The 17109-nt window shown below is 65.7% G+C and carries 14 protein-coding genes and 1 tRNA gene; 5 read left to right on the forward strand and 10 right to left on the reverse strand.

Annotated elements, in window-relative coordinates; genetic code table 11:
- Positions 1–104: 104 nt before the first annotated feature.
- The 6 genes from mdoH to msrA all read right to left on the reverse strand — a co-directional run bounded on the left by mdoH (position 105) and on the right by msrA (position 6812).
- Positions 105–2069: a glucans biosynthesis glucosyltransferase MdoH gene (gene mdoH / locus ABIB58_RS05350; protein ID WP_354039484.1), complete on the reverse strand. Its 1965-nt coding sequence runs from the start codon at positions 2067–2069 to the stop codon at positions 105–107.
- A 153-nt stretch (positions 2070–2222) separates the two neighbouring features.
- A complete protein-coding gene (locus tag ABIB58_RS05355; protein ID WP_354039486.1) occupies positions 2223–4070 on the reverse strand; it encodes an acyltransferase family protein in 1848 nt (615 codons plus the stop codon).
- A gap of 60 nt (positions 4071–4130) precedes the next feature.
- Positions 4131–4430, reverse strand: a complete 300-nt coding sequence (locus ABIB58_RS05360; protein ID WP_045811940.1) for a HigA family addiction module antitoxin — start codon at positions 4428–4430, stop codon at positions 4131–4133.
- Positions 4430–4717: a type II toxin-antitoxin system RelE/ParE family toxin gene (locus ABIB58_RS05365; protein ID WP_045811939.1), complete on the reverse strand. Its 288-nt coding sequence runs from the start codon at positions 4715–4717 to the stop codon at positions 4430–4432. Before ABIB58_RS05365 ends, ABIB58_RS05360 begins: the two co-directional genes overlap by 1 nt.
- A 50-nt stretch (positions 4718–4767) precedes the next feature.
- Positions 4768–6090: a 2-oxoadipate dioxygenase/decarboxylase HglS gene (hglS, locus tag ABIB58_RS05370; RefSeq protein ID WP_082064537.1), complete on the reverse strand. Its 1323-nt coding sequence runs from the start codon at positions 6088–6090 to the stop codon at positions 4768–4770.
- A gap of 71 nt (positions 6091–6161) precedes the next feature.
- Positions 6162–6812: a peptide-methionine (S)-S-oxide reductase MsrA gene (gene msrA / locus ABIB58_RS05375; RefSeq protein ID WP_039248158.1), complete on the reverse strand. Its 651-nt coding sequence runs from the start codon at positions 6810–6812 to the stop codon at positions 6162–6164.
- Positions 6813–6951: 139 nt separating this feature from the next.
- Between msrA and ABIB58_RS05380 the strand changes: the two genes are divergently transcribed.
- Positions 6952–7041, forward strand: a tRNA-Ser gene (locus ABIB58_RS05380).
- A 373-nt stretch (positions 7042–7414) separates the two neighbouring features.
- Here ABIB58_RS05380 and ABIB58_RS05385 read toward each other — a convergent pair.
- Positions 7415–8458: an AraC family transcriptional regulator gene (locus ABIB58_RS05385; protein WP_354039490.1), complete on the reverse strand. Its 1044-nt coding sequence runs from the start codon at positions 8456–8458 to the stop codon at positions 7415–7417.
- A gap of 216 nt (positions 8459–8674) precedes the next feature.
- Between ABIB58_RS05385 and ABIB58_RS05390 the strand changes: the two genes are divergently transcribed.
- The 4 genes from ABIB58_RS05390 to ABIB58_RS05405 all read left to right on the forward strand — a co-directional run bounded on the left by ABIB58_RS05390 (position 8675) and on the right by ABIB58_RS05405 (position 11637).
- Positions 8675–9367: an IPTL-CTERM sorting domain-containing protein gene (locus ABIB58_RS05390; protein ID WP_354039492.1), complete on the forward strand. Its 693-nt coding sequence runs from the start codon at positions 8675–8677 to the stop codon at positions 9365–9367.
- Between the two features lie 70 nt (positions 9368–9437).
- Complete coding sequence (locus tag ABIB58_RS05395) at positions 9438–10403, forward strand: SMP-30/gluconolactonase/LRE family protein (RefSeq protein ID WP_354039494.1); 966 nt, start codon at positions 9438–9440, stop codon at positions 10401–10403.
- A 44-nt stretch (positions 10404–10447) separates the two neighbouring features.
- Positions 10448–10999 carry an exosortase H gene (xrtH, locus tag ABIB58_RS05400; protein WP_354039496.1) on the forward strand — a complete coding sequence of 184 codons (552 nt, stop codon included), beginning with the start codon at positions 10448–10450 and terminating at the stop codon, positions 10997–10999.
- A 5-nt stretch (positions 11000–11004) separates the two neighbouring features.
- Positions 11005–11637 carry an exosortase H-associated membrane protein gene (locus tag ABIB58_RS05405; protein WP_354039498.1) on the forward strand — a complete coding sequence of 211 codons (633 nt, stop codon included), beginning with the start codon at positions 11005–11007 and terminating at the stop codon, positions 11635–11637.
- Positions 11638–11797: 160 nt separating this feature from the next.
- On the opposite strand, the gene ABIB58_RS05410 is transcribed toward ABIB58_RS05405, so the two are convergent.
- From ABIB58_RS05410 to ABIB58_RS05420, 3 genes are all read right to left on the reverse strand, one after another.
- Positions 11798–12154, reverse strand: coding sequence for an IPTL-CTERM sorting domain-containing protein (locus ABIB58_RS05410; RefSeq protein WP_295242542.1), 357 nt, complete (start codon positions 12152–12154; stop codon positions 11798–11800).
- Between the two features lie 319 nt (positions 12155–12473).
- Positions 12474–13550: a pectate lyase gene (gene pelA / locus ABIB58_RS05415; RefSeq protein ID WP_045811108.1), complete on the reverse strand. Its 1077-nt coding sequence runs from the start codon at positions 13548–13550 to the stop codon at positions 12474–12476.
- 99 nt (positions 13551–13649) lie between these two features.
- Positions 13650–17060: a TonB-dependent receptor domain-containing protein gene (locus ABIB58_RS05420; RefSeq protein WP_354039501.1), complete on the reverse strand. Its 3411-nt coding sequence runs from the start codon at positions 17058–17060 to the stop codon at positions 13650–13652.
- Positions 17061–17109 lie beyond the last annotated feature (49 nt).

The following is a 17109-nucleotide window of genomic DNA, read 5'->3' on the forward strand; positions in this document are numbered from 1 at the left end:
GCAGGTGGCTGAAATCCAAGAGTGAACGCGAACCTTTCCGCCGTCGAGCGTGACCGTAACGGTTGTGGCGGCGCTGTGGCCGCCACGCATCGGTTTTGGATCGATCAGAGTTCCGGCGCGCGGGCCGGGACCATCGCCGGCGCGGCGACGGGGGCCAGGACGCCGCCGGCGACCGCACGCAGCGGCGAGCGCGGCGTGTGCAGGACGGCCGGCGAGACGCTGACGCCGTCCTGAACCGGGGTGACCAGATAGCCCTTGGCGGCCAGCTTGTCGCCCGAACGGACGCGCGAGGTCCACACGGTGATCGGGGCGGCCAGCAGCAGCGGCAGGACGATCGGGGCGAACCAGGTGGCCAGGTCGGGGCGGACGGCGAGCGGGATCATGAAGCCCACGCCGGCGATCATCTGCCAGCGCATGGCGCGCAAAGCGTCCGACCAGGCCAGGCCGTCAGCCTCGCGCTGCTGGGTCGACCAGCCGGTGTCGTGGCCCGAGACGATCTGGATGAAGGCCTTGGTGTTGGCGACCATCAGGATGGGGGCCAGGATGGCCGACAGGGCGATCTCGGCCGCCATGCCCTTGGCGATGGCGCGACGGCCGCCGAAGGCGCGCAGCTCGGCCGGACGGCTGAGGACCAGGGCGGCGCCCATGAACTTGGGCCCGATCAGCAGCACGCCGGACAGGAAGGAGGCCAGCATGAAGGGCGTGAACTGGGGGTTCAGGATGTAGAAGAAGCTGGTCCAGTCGACCGGATAGAACATCTGGATGAACAGGCCGACCATCAGCGACGCCAGCCACAGGGGCGACGAGAGATAGGCCATGCAGCCCATCAGCAGCTGAAGACGGCTCATCGGCGACAGGCCCTTGGCCGTGATCAGGCCCAGGTGCTGCAGGTTGCCCTGGAACCAGCGGTGGTCGCGGCGGATGAAGTCGGTGATCGACGGCGGGGTCTCTTCCCACGATCCGTCCAGCGAGGCGGTGACGTGGACGGCCCAGCCGGCGCGGCGCATCAGGGCGGCCTCGACGACGTCGTGGCTCATGATGTGACCGCCGAAGGGCTTCCTGCCCTTCAGGTGCGGCAGGCCGCAGCAGGCGGCGAAGGCGCGCGTGCGAATGATGGCGTTGTGGCCCCAGTAGCTGGATTCCGAACCGGTCCAGTAGGCCAGGCCGGCCGCGGCGACGCGGCCGTACAGGCGCACCGAATACTGTGAAACGCGCGCGAAGATGGTGCGGGCCTTGATGATGACCGGGGCGGTCTGGATCAGGCCGACGCCGGGGTTGCGCTCCATGGCGTCGACCATGCGCAGCAGGGTCTCGCCGGCCATGGTGCTGTCGGCGTCCAGGACGATCATATTCTCATAGGCGCCGCCGAAACGACGGACCCATTCGGCCAGGTTGCCGGCCTTGCGCTCGGCGTTGTCGGTGCGCCGACGATAGAAGGCCTTGGAGTTGGCGGCCATGCGGAACGCCTGAAAGACCGAACGCTCGGCGGCGGCGGCGTCTTCCTTGGTCGAATCGCTGAGCACGAAGATGTCGAAAGCTGACGAGGCGCCCAGGCGCGCCAGGCAGGAATCGATCTGGGACAGGCGCGCGAAGGACGAGCGGGCGTCCTCGTTGTACAGCGGCATCAGCAGGGCCGTGCGGGTGCGCGGCATCGGCGGATGCGGCGAGAAGGCGAGGTCCGCCTGATCCTTGCCGCGCAGCATGACGAACAGCCCCATCAGGCCGCTGACGAACCAGCAGGAGATGGCGGTGATCAGGACCATGAACAGGCTGAAGGCCAGGATCTCGGTGCCGTCCCAACCCTTGCGGGCATAGAGGTAGAAGGGGGTGATGGCCGACAGGCCGGTCAGGACGATGGTGCCGGCCAGCAGGGCCAGGCGGCGCGTCGCGACCGTGCGCGGCGAGGTCGCGGGCGTCACGTCGGCGACAGCGTCGGGCGCGGACAGGGACTGAACCGGCATGGCCAGCGGCGCCTCGTCGGGCAGCCACGACCAGCTGGGCGTTTGCGCGCCGTGGATCGTCGTCTCGATTTCAGCCTGTTCGACAGGCCGGATCGCCAGCTTGTTCATGCCGCTCTGGACGCCCCCGAGTGAACCGGATGTCGTCCCGAGGGCTGGGGACGACGCGGAGTGCTGCACTGCAACACGACCTGCATAATCGATCACATTCGCGCGATTTTCAATCACGCAATGTTGATGAAACCAAAAAATGTGGGGGTGAAGTCAGGCCGGAACGTCGAACGAGGCGGTAGCCCGGCGGCCGTGCGGCGACTCCGTGGCGACCGAAAGCAGTTTACGGTCCAGGACCCAGGCTGCAACCCCCACCCAGCAGACCAGGACGATGGCGTAGAGCCGCTCCCACCAGCCGACGTTGGCGTCATTGACCGTGCCGGGGAAGACGAGGTGCTTGGTCAGGACCGTCAGAATCGCCATGACGACGAAGGTGACGACGAGGAAGAGCTTCAGGCGCGGCACGTCCCGGCGTTTGGCCAAGCCCCATAGCAGCAGCATCGGCGCCAGCTGGATGCCCAGGGCCAGATTGATGATCATGTGGCGTGGATCGGGCCAGGGCCAAAGGGTCGAGGCCGACATGCCGCCGCCGGCCAGGATGAAGACGATGGCGATGACCCAGGCCGCGACCCGCGCGCCGGTCAGGGCGTAGATGGCCAGACCGAAGCCGATCCCCGCCAGACCGGCCATGACGCCGGCGACGAAGACCCCGCCGTTGAAGATGATCGGCGCCTTGGCCGTCGCCCCGCCCAGTTCGCTCAGATACTGGGTGGCATTGTTGAAGCCGGGGTAGGCCAGGATGGCCACGGCGACCACCGTCAGGGCCAGAAGCGGGGCTGCGACGCCCACGCCCAGCAGGCGACGACGGCGGTGATAGCGTACCTGAGGCTTCAGCAGGGCCTGAAGGTCCAGCGGCCAGGGCCGGCCGTCCAGCGGCTTCAGCCCCCACAGCGGGCGAATCGCCGGGATGCGCCGCACGACCTCATAGATCGCCAAACTGCCGACGAAGGTGACGGCGATCAGGGACAGCAGTTCGACCGGCGCCGGCAGATTCGCCGGGCGAATGATCCAGACGGCCGCCACCAGCACCGTCTGGTGCGCCAGATAGAGAGGGAAGGTCGCCTGGGTCAGATAGTTGAGCGCAGGGCCGCCCCGGTCGCGCAGATGGCGATAGCCGAAGCCCAGGATGGCGACGATCACCGCCCATTGGTCGATGCCGTAAACGGCGGCCTTGGGCACGCCCCAGAAGGCCCGCGCGCCGGGATGCCAGACCTGCACCATCATGATCGGCAGGGCGACGGCCGCCAGGGCCAGGGCGATCCAGCGATAGCGCTCCATCGTGCGCCACAGGCTCTCACGCCCCACGATGCTGAAGCCGAACAGGAAGGCGACCAGCGACAGGGCGTGATTGTACCAGTCGTTGTGCAGGGTGTTGGTCAGGCCGAACCAGGGAAACAGCAGCCACCGGATGGCGAACAGATAGAGGATCGGCACAATCAACAGGCGTGGGCCTGTCAGCGCCTTTTCCAACCCGTTCCCCAGTCGGTCGATCAGGCCGGGCTGGCGCCACAGAACCACGGCGATCAGGCTGTAGACCGCGATATAGACGATGAACCACAGATGGTTGACCGGCACGCCGTCGGCGAGACCGCTCCAGCCGAACTCATGGCCCAGCCAGGCGACGAAGCCGGCGACGCCGCCGGGCCAGCCGCCCTTGTCCATTGACTCGATCCACGACTGGATCGGCACCAGAACCAAGGCGCCGAAGATCAGGGGCGGGACCAGCCGCTCGAACCGGGCGCGGGCGACCTCGCGCGGGGTGCGGCGGAACGTCATGAACCGCAGGGCGGCGCCGGACACCAGAAACAGCAGGGTCAGCCGCCAGGGATTGGTGACCAGGATCGCCTCGCGCATCCACTCGAAGGTGTGGGCGCTGTGGATGTGCCAGTCATAGACCCCGTAAACCAGGCCCACATGATACAGGATCAGCAGGCCGAAGGCGCCGACCCGGATCCAGTCGAGATCATAACGGCGCTGGGTCGGGGAAGCGGACGGGTTCACGGCCGCGTCTATGATCCGCGTCTGCGCATCAGGCAAGACGCCGGATGGACGCGGGGCGGATCAGGCCGCAGCGAGGGGACGAACCCGGATGTCGTGTTCGTGGGCGCGGGCCTTGGACAGGTCATGCCTGGCCTGCATTCGCATCAGGGTGTCGGCGCTGACGCCGAACAGCTTTTCGAACCGGATGGCCATTTCGGCCGACACGCCCGACTTGCCGTTTAACAGATTGCTGGCGGCCTGACGCGTCACGCCCAGCGCCTCGGCCAGGGCGGTGACGCTGAGATCCTTTGGGGTGACAAGCTCGTCGCGCAGCCAAGAGCCGGGATGAACTGCGAACGCGGAATGTAGTCGAATGGCCATCAGTGATAATCCTCCAAATCCATGTCCTCGACGCCAAGGGTTTCGTTGATGCGGAACGTCAGGCGCCAGTTCCGGGTGAGCGTCAAAGACCAGGTTCCGGCCCGATCTCCCGTCAGTTTGTGGGCGCCGAAATTGGGCGGGACCAGCAGCTCGTCTTCCGTCGCGATCGCATGGATATAGGTCAAAATATTGGTGAGGCGGCCGATCAGCGCGCCGGGCAGGCCCTTGGCCTTTCCGGTTTCCGCGAACTGCCGCAGCGCCTTGTGTCTGATGCTGTCGATCTGCACGAGCCAACATCGTCATCAATGTGACGCCTGTCAAGTGACAGTTGACAGGCTTAGGCGGAGGCGGTCAACCCCAACGCCTTCAGCGTCGCTGTGATCGAGGCGTCCTGTTCGGCGCGGTACAGGGCCATCTCGTCCTGGACCGGGCGGCCCAGCGCCTGTTCGAAATCGGCCTTGGCGGGATCGACGGCATAGGCGGTTTCGCGGGCCTCTGACCCCAGGTTGGACTGGAAGATGCCGGCGGCGCTGACAGGCAGGAAGTCTTCGTAGGTGATGGGCTCGGCGACGACGTGGCCCGAGGAGATCAGGGCTTCCAGGTCGGCGGTCTCGGCGCGGCCGGCCAAGCCCTCAGGCGTCGGGCGATAACGGAACCAGGCGAGGTCTGCGCGGCGCAGGGTGTCCCAGTCGTCGGGCAGGGCGGAGAAGTCCTTCTTCGCCAGGGCCGCGTCATACAGGGCGCGACCAGCGGGGGTCAGGGCGCAGCCGCGCTGTTCGATCTCGCCGAAGCGGGCGGTGTGGGCGCCGGCCGTGGGGCCGTCGGCGCCGGGGAAGGTGATCGCCTCCTGCAACGCCTTGAAGCTGGTCTGGCGCAGCAGGATCGGACAGGCGCGGGCGGGCGGACCCTCGATGGTTTCCTTCGGGCTGATGCCGCGCGCGGGCATGGCGGCCTGGGCCGCGTCGATATCCAGTGTGCGCGGCGTCAGATGGTTGATGTGCGGCCCCTTGAAACTGACCACATCGGCGATCAGTCGGTGGGCGGCGACCAGCCGTTCGTAGGTCTCGGCGCTGACGGTCGCCTGGGCGTGCCAGCGGAAGGTCTCCAGCAGTTCGGACACGAAACGATCGGCCTGAGCCTCGTCCAGACCGCCGGCGGTCTCCGCCGTCTCGATCAGCTCACGCGCGCCGGGGGTGAAGATGTCGCGACGGGCCAAGGTCTCGGCCGCCTCTGCACGCAAGGCTTCGTCCTCGATCAACTCCAGCCGCAGCAGCGAGGTGAAGACCCGGAACGGATTGCGCGCGAGCGCGGCCGGATCGACGGGGCGGAAGGCGGTCGAATGCACCGGCACTCCGGCGGGAGCGAGGTTGTAATAGCTGACCGGCTCCATCCCCATGACCGCAAAGGCGCGCGCGATCGTGGCCAGTTCATCGGCCGTGCCGACGCGGATGGCGCCGTGGCGCTCCTCCGACAGACGCGCCAGTTCGCCGGACGCCGCCAGCCGGTCGGCTCCGCCGGCATCCGCCTTCAACGCCTGCGCATTGATGTCCGCCACCAGCGACAGCAGGTCGCCGTATTGCGGCACCTCGGCCCGGTACATGGCGGACAGGGCGGCCGAAAACCGGCTGCGAATCTCGTCAGGATGGACGAAGGCGGACATGAGCGCTCCCATTTTTCGCCGATCCATAGGCCGACTGGCCGCCGGTTGAAACCCGGCGGCCGTCGCAAGGGTCAGGCGTCGACGCCGACCCCGATCGGGCAGACCACGCCGGTCCCGCCGATGCCGCAGTATCCGGCCGGGTTCTTGGCCAGATAGCCCTGGTGATAACCCTCGGCGTAGAAATAGTCGCCGGCCGGCTCGATCTCGGTGGTGATCGTCCCGCGCCCGGCCTGGGTCAGGGCGGCCTGATAGGCGTCGCGCGAGGCTTCGGCCTCGGCCTGCTGCTCGGCGTTCAGCGTGTAGATGGCCGAGCGATAGGTGGTGCCGATGTCGTTGCCCTGGCGCATGCCCTGGGTCGGGTCGTGGTTCTCCCAGAAGGTCTTCAGCAGTTCGGCGTAGGTGATGACGCTCGGGTCGAACACGACCTTGACAACCTCCGTATGACCCGTGCGGCCGGTGCAGGTCTCTTCATAGGTCGGGTTGGGCGTGATGCCGCCGGAATAGCCGGCCGAGGTCACCCAGACGCCCGGCAACTGCCAGAAGATGCGCTCCACGCCCCAGAAACACCCCATGCCGAAGATGGCGGTCTGGAAACCGTCGGGATAGGGCCCCTTCAGCGGATGGCCGCTGACATAGTGGTTCACATCGGTGTCCAGCGGCTCGGCGCGGCCGGGCAGGGCGGTCTCGGGCGTGGGCATTTCGGCGGTCTTCTTGAACAGCATTTGCGGCTCTCTCATCGGAAAATGGCGTTGAAGTCCATATGGGGATGCGACAGGCGCTTGCCGAGGGGGCGAGTGTGTTCTATCAGGCCCGCCTCCCGCCGGATCGACCTCCGGCGGCGCGCAAGACGCAGCGTGAAACGGACAGGTGGCGGAGTGGTCGATCGCGCACGCTTGGAAAGCGTGTGTAGGTGAAAGCCTACCGAGGGTTCGAATCCCTCTCTGTCCGCCACGCCGCTGTCCGCCGAAGCGAGGGTGCAACCCCAAGTCAGGTTCCCAGCCGGTTGTGACTGTCACCTGATCTTGGGCACTTCGGCGAAGATTCTCTGTGCGACCCAGGTCAGAAGCCGCAGCAGCACTGGCGCGGTTCTTTCTTTATGGACGCTCACCTGTCACCCCCTGTCTGTCAGCGGGCCTCGTCATGGATGACCGCGCGCTTGTCGGGCTGCTCGCAGGCTTGGCGAGGTTTGAGAACGCCTGAGCGTCTCACGCCCCAGAGACTTCGGTCGCTTCACTCTCGCGGGATCGGTTGCGACGCAACATCCCGGAAGGACTGGGAAGGCGCGGCTTGCCGGCGCAGGCCAACGTCTTGTCGGCCGAACGGCCTACATCGGCTCGGTTGATCCGATCTCCGCCAACCAGTCGCTGAGCAGATCGTGACGGATCGGACCGTCCGACAGCACGATGTGCGCCTGAGGGCCGGCCGGAGGCACTTCGGACGGCGGATAGCCGAAACGTTCGCGGAACAGGCGGTTGAAGTGGCTGACGGAGGTGAAGCCATAGCTCCAGGCGATTTCAGCGATGGAAGGTTTCAGGTCGATCCGCTGTCTCAAGGCCTGGCGGGCGTGGTGCAGGCGACGCTCCTGGACGAAACGGTTCACGCCCCCGACCCGTTCGAAAGAGCGATACAGGGTCGCGCGCGACACCCCTGCGGCGGCGGCGATGTCGGCCGGGCCGAAGGCGACGTCTCCGGCGTCCAGCCGGGTTTCGATGAAATCCACCGCAAGACGCCGCACGGTGCCCTGGATGGTGGATATTTCCGGCGAACCGATGGACGTCTCAATGCCCGCGACCCGGCCGATCACCAGCAGCAGCGATTGGATCGCCGCATCAAGGGCGGCGTCGCTCAGGTCAGCCGCCTCCTGCGCCAGAATCTGCATCTGGCCCTTCACCAGCCTGACGCCGGGCAGTTCGGGCGACAGGATCCGTCCATGCATTTCCGGTCCCAGCAGAGGGGGCGGCGCCAGGTTGCGCGGCACCATGATCGCCAGCAAATCGACCGTCTCCAGCCTTGTCGAGGACAGCCGCCCGAAATCTCGTATCTGCAGGGCGCCCGGCATGGCCTGGGCGCGTCGGCCGTCATATTCGCCGACCGTCGCGGTCCGGTTGATGACCAGGTTCAGGCCATCGACGGACGAGCGCCTCAACAGGTCGGGGCCGCGGCTCAGGGTCTGCTGCACGGAACGGCCGGTGCCGATCCCGCCGACCGCGCTGAGGGTGCTGCGCATATGATTGTAGAAGTTGGCCTGATCCTCATCGCTGATGCCCGACACCTCGTAGATGTCGGCCATGGCGATCAGATAGCGTTCCAGCGCATCCGGCAGGGTGGCGGTGGAAACATCCCAGGCGATCGTACGAGGGTAGGGCACGCGAACTCCTGGATCACGAAAGGAAAGCGCGAGCCATTCCCCTTGATGCGCAATTCACCGGCCGGATGTAAAGACGGTTGATCTTGAACGATTTTGTCAAACCCTGTGCGTCTCACCGGCGTGAGACGTACAGGCGTTCCTCGTTCCCCATGCACATGGCATCCGGCGGTCATGAAGGCGTCGGCGGAGGGCCGAACGTCTCGTCGGGGAAATTCATTGGCCAGCTTATTCAATCTTGCAGGCGTCGCCGCTGTCGCCTGCCTGGCGCTTGCGGCGCCCGCGACCGCGCAGAACTACGTCGCCAATCCGAGCTTTGAGAGTCCGGCCATCGCGCCGGGCGGCAGTACGGTCGGCGACATCCCCGGCTGGACGGGAAGCCTGGCCGGCCCTGTCCCCTTCGGCATCGGTTACGAACGCGCTCAGTTGATGACTCCGAACGGCAATCAATGGGCCTATACAAACGACGGCGCCAACGCCATCGCCCAGCAGACGACCAAAGCCGTGGTGGCTAATGAGGTCTACGAACTCACCGCCGAGTTCGGGCGGCGCACGGACAATCCCGCTGTCACGCCCAGTCTCGAACTCTGGGTCGGCGGCACGGTTACAGAGGGTGGTGTCGTTGGCGGCACGCGTGTCGGCACGCAGAGCGTCACGCCCGGCTCGGGACAGTTCGCGCCCGCCACGGTGCGGTGGACGGCGCCGGCTGCCGGTCCGCTGATCGGGCAGCGCCTCAGCGTACGACTGGCGAACAGTTCGGGCGCCCAGGCCAACTACGACAATGTCAGCCTGACCGCGACGCCGGGCGTGGCGCCGGTTCCGACCCTGTCCGAATGGGCGATGATCCTATTCGCCGCCATGCTGGGCGGCGGCGCGTCGCTCTACATCCAATACCGACGCCGGCTCGCCTAAATTTTAGGCCTCGAGCCCGCCCCCTGTCTGTCGGGGCGTCGGTGACAACACTGTCCGACTGGAAACCGCCTTGACCAACACCGCCCGCACCCTCGCCCTCAAGCTTCGGGCCCGCATCAAGGCCGCGTTTCTCGCCGGCGTCGTCCTGCTGGCGCCGGCGAGCGCCTTGGCGCAGACCGTCACCACCTATGCGACCGGGGCGTATGCAGGCTCTAGCATGTCATTCGATAGCTCTGGGGCGCTATTCGTAAGCGGCTTCAATGCGCAAGACGTCTATCGCGTCCCGCCCGGGGGAGGTGAGGCGACTGTTTTCGTAACTCGGTCATCCGGTATCGGTGAAGCCGTGATCGGGCCAGACAATTCGCTCTACACCGTCGTGGAAGGTGGAATGGTCGCTCGCTATGCGCCGGGATCCACGACGCCCGATCCGACACCTTATGCAACGGGCGTGACAACGTATCGGTTCAACAGTCTCGTCTTCGACAGCGCAGGTCGGCTTTACGTGATTGGTATTGGTTCCTCTGACCGTAATGTCTATCGGGCGCCGATTGGCGGCGGCGCGGCGACGGTGTTCGGATCATTACCCGACGGCGCAATCGCCGGGGCGATTGCGGTGGGGCCTGGCGGTGAAGTTTTCGTCTCAGAACAAGCGAGCCGCAGCGTTCTCAAAATTGCACCTTCGGGCGGGCAATCGACGATCTTCGCAACAGGTGTGGGGGTAAGCGGTGGACTTGCGGTGGCGCGCAATGGCGATGTCTACGTCAACGACTACTTCAACGGGTTGATCCGGCGCGTTCCCGCATCGGGCGGCGCCGGCGTCGTGATCGCCACCATCGCCGATCAGCCTGGAGGACTGACGCTGCGTGGTGACACGCTGTACGTCAGTGCTTACGATTCTGGCTATGTTTATCAGGTGGCCTTGCCCTCTGAACCAGCACCCGTTCCCACGATGACGGAATGGGCGATTATCTTGTTCGCCATGATGCTTGCGGGCGGGGCGGCGCTCCATATTCAGCGCCGGCGTCAGTTCGCCTAGGCTGGTCCAGAACGCCCGCACCGTCACGGGCAGGGAGCGCGTCAATGCCGAGAGCCACGTCGATGCTGAAATCGCCGGCGGTCCAGTATCTGGGTCTGTTCCTGCTGATCACCGTGGCGCTGTTCAGCGTTCTGGCTACGCCCTGGGCCGAGCGCCTGTTCGTCGCCCCCTTCACCCGCAGCCTGGTGCACGCCTGCGCTATGCTGATCGATCTGGTCGACGATCGGGTGATCGCAGACGGCGCCATTCTGCGCTTCGATGACGGCAAGGGCGCCGTGCAGGTGCTGGCGGGCTGCAACGCCGTGGAGGTCTGCGCCCTGCTGACGGCCGCGATCATCGCCTTTCCCGGCAAGCTGCGATACGGCCTGATCGGCGCGGCCGCCGGCATCGTCGCCCTTCAGACCATCAACCTGTTGCGCATCATCAGCCTGCTATACCTCTCGCGCGGGTCGCAAGAGGTTTTCGAATTCTTTCACCACTATGTCTGGGACGCCATGATCGGCCTGGAGGGGTTGCTGATCTTCTTCTTCTGGACCCGGTGGCAGGCGCGGCGCGAGGTCGCCGATCGGACCGCCGCTACGCCGGTCGCGGCATGAGCCGGATGTCGCGTCCAGCCGCCCGCACGCCCGAAGACGCCGCGCGTCGCCGTTTCGCGCTGGGGGCCGGCCTGTCCCTGATCGTTCTTCTGCCGCTTTGGTGGATCTGGGGTGCGGACCTGATCATCGCGGCGCTGCGTCCGATTGCGGGGGTCGTCTTCCGCCTGTTCGGACTGACCGGAGCGATCGAGCCGATGGCCGGCGGCGGCTGGGCGGTCGGAACGCATCTGACCGAATCGGGCCGTCCCATCACCCTGCCGCTGAGTCAGGAAGCGCTGCGCCGCATGATGCTGGGCTTTCCACTGCTGGCCGCCTTCATGATCGCCCCGCCGCGTGTGGAGAGGGTCTGGCGAATGGCGGCGATCGCCGTTCCGGTCCTGTGCCTCGTCTTCATCCTCTTTCTGGTTCTGGCCGTCTGGGGCGACCTGGCCCCGATGCTGAGCCCGGATTTGGCGTCGGAATCGCTGGGCGTCCGCGTTCGCGCCGATCAACCGCCCTTGCCCGGCTTGCTTGCGCAGGTGGCGATCATCGGACGCTATGTGGCCTATTCGATCGCACCCCTGCTGACGGCCCTGATTTTGTGGGCCACGCTCAATCCCAGGGCGCTGAAGGCCCTGGTCGCCGATATCGGGGCGTAGCGCGATCAACCGGGGGTGGACCGGCAGCGCAAGTTTTCGTCTGAACGATTCGGCGGAGGCGGCCGGTCCGGCCCGTCAGCTTCGCCGAGCCGGACAGGCCGCCCGTCAGGTGATCCGAAGGGCGCCGTTTCGTCCGAGCTCGGCTCTCGGCTCCGTCGCCTCAGACGGCATGCTGACGGCGGTGAAGATAAAGCGCCGCCGATCCCGCCAGAACTGCGCCCAAGATGATCATCGCCCATTCGGAAAGAGTCGGGATGGCGGCTGGCGGAGCTGCGACCAACAGCTGCAGCGTACTTTCCTTCTGAATATTGTAATCGGCGAGCGTACGGCCGTCATCCAGTTCCCGCCCGGCGAACACGAGCCGCATGTCCATCGGATCTATGCTGGTTTGATCCTGGATCAGGATTTTCACATTTTCGATGGAATCGCTCGGTTCCACATCAAGGGTGAGCGTGCTGCTACCTGTCGCGACAAAAATTTGCATGGCGGCGGCTGGCGAAACGGCGGCCAGGGCCAAGCAGAAGCTTAGCAACAATACTCTCAACGACTTCAAGATTCGGTATTCCGTAAACAAAACATGGCGATGAAGCCGGCGGTTGCGTGATGATTAGAGTTGGAAGCCGTCAAAAGGCAAGGGGGACGGCCGGACACTGTCGCTAACCCGTTTGAAAAGACGAGGCTGGATCGCGCCAGGTGCGCACACCACTAAAGGCGCTCGACGCCGCAGCCCTGCAAATACAACGCACCGCAGGTTCTCCGGCAAGACGATGAGAGCGCCAGCCGGCCGCCGTGCCTTTCGATCACGATGCATGACGCCGCGGCGTAACCCCGACCGGTCAGCTCTCTGCAAGCGTCCGTTTCCACGCCGGATAGTCGCGGGTCAGCAGGGTTTCGGGCCATTCGCCGACGTAGCGATAGCCGTTACGGCGTTCGTGGTCGATCTGCATCAGGTCGCGCCGGATGATGGAATCGCGCCCGATGTAGATGGGGCGGCCGTCTTCCAGATCGTAGAACCGGGCCCAGATGCGCGCGCCGGGCTTGGGAGCCAGGATGCGGTCGCGGCGGCCTTGGGCGTCGGTGACGAAGATCTCGGTCGTGTCAGCGAGCGCGGCGCTCTCCAGCCAGGCGACGGCGCCGTCCACGGCGGCGACGACGTCGGGACCGGGGTCGGGCAGGCTCATCAGGAAGCGCACGATGCCGACGCTTTCCTGACCCGACAAGGACGGGGGCTCGAAACGACGCGCCCAGGCGGGCGCCAGGGTCCGGGCGTCGTGCTGGGCGCACCAGCCGGTCAGGACGCCGTCGCGCCGCACCTGAGTCTTCAGCAGGGTCTCGACCCCGCGCGCCACGGCCTGACGCGCCCGCTCGCGCCGCGCTTCGTCGACGAAGCCATGGGGCGCCGCGCCGTCGCCCACATCGCGCAACAGCTCGAGCACATGGACCATGGCGTCGTCGTTGTAGGTGATCTGGTCGTGATAGCCGCCGCGCAGCGGATAGAACTGGGCCCAGCCGCCGTTGGGCTGTTGCGCCGCCAGCAGATAGTCGAGACCCCGGTCGAAGGCGGCGCGGCTTTCGGCGTCCCCGGCCGCGATCGTTCGCGCCAGAAAGGCCAGCGGCTGGGTCGTGCCGCCATTGTCGATCGTGTTGGTCAACGCGGGGTCCGCATCGGGGCGGGGCGGGGCGAACAGGTCGGTGTTCTTGGGCCAACCGCCTTCGGCCGATTGATGCTGAATGACGATCGCGGCCAGACGATGGGCCTCGGCCGATCCATACCAGCCGGCCGGACGGCGCAGGGCGGCGCTGTTCCAAGCGGCGGCGGGCGAGGCGGCGACGGTTTCCTGCGCCGACGCCGGCGCTGACGTGACGCCGGCCGCGATCGCCAGGGCGCCGAGGATGAGGACCGTGTGCTTCATCGAGAGCCTTTCGGGTTCGGCAAGAAGAAGGGGACGCCGATGTTTCGCGGCGTCCCCTGAAGGGACAGCGTCCCGGGAGAAGTCAGCTGTCGATCGTCATCAGAACACGAACCGCGCGCCGACGAAGTACTGGCGCCCGGTCGAGCCATAGTTGTTGACCACCGGATCGGCCTGATAGGCCCAGCGCGTATCGGTCTGATTGGTCAGGTTCAGCGCCTCGGCGGTGAAGGTGACATTGTCCGTCAGCTTGTAGGTGAAGGCCGCATCCACGTTCAGCGTCTCTTCCGAGCCGATGAAGTCGTTGATCAGCGGCGAGTCGCACACGCCCGGATCGCAACCGCCCGACGCCAGCGGATAGGTGGTCTGATAGGCGGCGCGATAGGCCGACGAGACACGCGCGCTCCACTTCTCGACCTCATAGAAGATCGTGGCGTTGAACGACTTGGGCGAGGCGCCTAGGAAGGGCGCCGTGCCGGTCAGGTTGCGGGCCGGGTCCAGGATGTATTCCAGCTCGGATTCGATCTGGGTGTAGTTGGCCTGGATGCCGAAGCCGTCGAACGGCGCGGGCAGGAAGGTGAAGTTCTGCTGATAGGCGATCTCGAAGCCGTCCAGCTTGCCGCCCGGCGCGTCGTTGTACTGACGCACCTGGAAGGGCAGGTCCTGGTCGATATAGGCCCGGCGACTATCGGAGGCGACATCGGTCAGGCCGTCATAGGCGGCGCGCAGATTGGCGATCTGTTCGGCGTTGAAGATCTCGCTCAGCTTGCCTTCGCGCAGCACCACCTGCGGGAAGCTTTCGATCTCCTTGTGGAAGACCGCGACCGACAGGATAGCGTCGCGCGCGAAATACCATTCGACGTTGAAGTCCAGGTTGGAGGCGCGGAACGGCTTCAGCTTGGTGTTGCCCAGGGTGATCGCCGCATTGGATCCGTCGAACTGGGCCGGGTCCGCGCCGATGCCGACCGGAACGGTGAAGGCCGTGACGCCGGGCTGTAGCGCCGTCATCTGCGGGCGGGCCATGACCTTGGCCGCCGCGAAACGCAGCATCAGCTTGTCGTTCAGTTCCCAAACCAGGTTCATCGACGGCAGGGTGTCGTTGTACTGGTTGTCGTTCTCGACCGGACGGCCGCTGGGCGAGCGTCCGCGGGAATCGATCTTGGTCTCGGCGCGACGCAGACCGGCGTTGCCGCGCAGTTCGCCCATGAACAGCGGCACGCGGAAGTCCATCTGGCCATAGTAGGACAGGCTGTCCTCATCGACCCAGAAGGTGTTGACCCCGCCGTTGCGCAGGTCCGACAGACGCCAGTCGCCCCAGGCGTTGATACAGTCGCAGTCGAAGCCGAAGCGGTTCTTGAACGCTTCCAGATTGGGCGCGAAGAAACTGGTCGGCGTGCCTTCGGGCACGTTCAGTCCGTCGCCCCAGCTGACCAGCTGTCCCATCTGGCCGACGGTCGTGGCGGCCGCCAGTCCGGAGCGCACGCCCTCAAGCAGGGACGGGTTCATCGTGTCGCTGATCAGCCGCTCGTAGCGCGTGTAGTAGAAGTCGAACTTGCGCTTGCCGATGCCGAACTTGAACGTGAAGTCGTCGTTCAGATCCCAGACGAAGTCGGCCTTGGTGGTTTGGTAGCCGTTCTCGGTGATGGTCCGGTAGTTGCGAATGGCTGAATAGCCCTTCACGAAGTCCCAGTTGTTCGGATTGGCGACGTCGAAGCCGAACTTCATGATCGGCATGTCGCCGCCTTGGCGGTCGTCATAGACGAAGTAGTCGTTGCCCGCGACGCCCTGGCCCGAATCCAGCCGGATGAAGTCGACCAGCAGGCCGGTGTTATCGTTGGTCGACTTGGAATCGCCGACCAGCAGCGACATGCGGAAGGTGTCGCTGAACTCATGCTCGATGTTGATCGAGTTCTGACGGAATTCGGTAGTGTAGCCGCCCTGATCGACCGCCGAGCGGAAATCGACATTGCCCAGCACCAGATAGTTGGCGTTGGCGCCCGTCTCGCTCAGTCCCGCATCGATCAACCGCACCGACGGCCGCCCGATGAACGCGCCGCGCATGGCCAGATACTGGGGGTGCGCGACGTAACCGACCGATCCTGGCTGGTTGTAGTAGTCGTAGACGTCCAGGTTGTTGGGATTGAAGCTGCCCGTTCCGGCGGCCAGGTTCTGGTTGGTTGCGCCGGGCGCCGTGGTGAAGATGGGCGTTGAGCCATACAGCGACTGGCCGCAGTCGATGGCGTCGCGGAACTCGGTCGCGGCCTGGGTTGCGCAGTTGGCGTAGGCGGCGCGACGGTTGGCGTAGGAGTTGTTGGTCGCGCTGGTCGTCGGATAGGTCTGATAGCTGAACGCCGTGGTGGTGCGGTTGCCGTTGGTGTTGTTGCGGTTCAGGCCCACCGGTCCAATCTGGTAGTTGGTCGAGATCTGCGTCATCTTCGAATACAGATTGTCGAAGTTGATCGTGGTCCGCTCGGTCGGACGCCATTGACCCGACAGGGTCACCCCCAACCGGTCCTGCTCCACGTCGCGGTGGTTCAGCGTCGCCAGCGCCGGGATGCGCACCAGCGAGCCGCGCGTCGCACCGCCGTTGATCAGATTGTAGGCGGCCGGGTTCGAGCCGATCAGATAGTTGCGCGCCTCCGGATTGGTGACGCGGGGCAGGGCGGTCGCGGGATTGGTGCCGATGGGCAGGGCGAAGCCCTGGTGATCGCCGGCCGCGTTGGTCCCCACATTGTTGAAGGTCGCGCCGCGGTAGGTGTAGTCGAACGAGCCGACCTGACGCGAATAGCTGTCGATCGCCTGGGTGCGCTCATTGTAGGCGACCGAGCCCAGGAGGCCGAACTCGCCGATCTTGCTGGTCCAGCGATCGGACGCCAGCAGAGCGAGGCGCGGATTGTGAGTGCCGCCGTTTTCGTAATAGGCGTCCTGAAGCGTCAGGGCCAGGCGACGTTCCTTGAAGTCGAACGGACGCCCCGAGATCAGATCGACCGTGGCGCCCAGAGAGCCCTCGTCCGTCTGGGCGTCGGCGGACTTCTGAACCTTCAGCGAGTTGAACAGCTCGGAGGCGAAGGTGTTGAACTGGAAGCCCCGGTCGCGACGCAGGGCGCCGTCGGCGTTGCTGGCGCCTGAGGTGGACAGGGTTTCCAACCCGTTCAAACGCACGCGGGTGAAGTCGCCGCCTAGGCCGCGCACTGAGATCGAGTTGCCCTCGCCGTTCTCGCGGTCGATGGACACGCCCGGGATGCGTTGCAGCGATTCCGCCAGGTTCGCGTCCGGGAAATCGGCGATGTCCTCGGCGTTGATGACATCGACGATGGTGTTGGAGCGGCGCTTTTCTGTCAGGGCGCTGGCCAGCGAGGCCCGGATGCCGGTGACGACAATTTCACCCACTTCGGTGGCTTCCTGGCTCTGGCTCTCCTGAGCTTGAACCGGGGCCGCGAACAGCATGGCCCCCACAACGAGCGCCGCTGGCGAAACGGCCGCGCACAGGTATCCCGTATGTTGGTTTCGCATAGTTCCCTCCGCTCTTGTCGTACTCCGTGCCTCTTGGCGGGCCGGATGC

Origin of the sequence: Brevundimonas sp. UYEF29 (genome assembly GCF_040546195.1) — a bacterium.
In the GTDB taxonomy this organism is placed as follows: Bacteria; Pseudomonadota; Alphaproteobacteria; order Caulobacterales; family Caulobacteraceae; genus Brevundimonas; species Brevundimonas huaxiensis.

Bases quoted from the DNA above. Each gene is read 5' to 3' on its own strand.
- ABIB58_RS05405 (WP_354039498.1), top strand. From the start codon at position 11,005: ATGTCGCGTCCAGCCGCCCGCACGCCCGAAGACGCCGCGCGTCGCCGT.
- mdoH (WP_354039484.1), bottom strand. From the start codon at position 2,069: ATGAACAAGCTGGCGATCCGGCCTGTCGAACAGGCTGAAATCGAGACG.
- msrA (WP_039248158.1), bottom strand. From the start codon at position 6,812: ATGCTGTTCAAGAAGACCGCCGAAATGCCCACGCCCGAGACCGCCCTG.
- pelA (WP_045811108.1), bottom strand. From the start codon at position 13,550: ATGAAGCACACGGTCCTCATCCTCGGCGCCCTGGCGATCGCGGCCGGC.
- ABIB58_RS05360 (WP_045811940.1), bottom strand. From the start codon at position 4,430: ATGGCCATTCGACTACATTCCGCGTTCGCAGTTCATCCCGGCTCTTGG.
- ABIB58_RS05420 (WP_354039501.1), bottom strand. From the start codon at position 17,060: ATGCGAAACCAACATACGGGATACCTGTGCGCGGCCGTTTCGCCAGCG.
- xrtH (WP_354039496.1), top strand. From the start codon at position 10,448: ATGCCGAGAGCCACGTCGATGCTGAAATCGCCGGCGGTCCAGTATCTG.
- hglS (WP_082064537.1), bottom strand. From the start codon at position 6,090: ATGTCCGCCTTCGTCCATCCTGACGAGATTCGCAGCCGGTTTTCGGCC.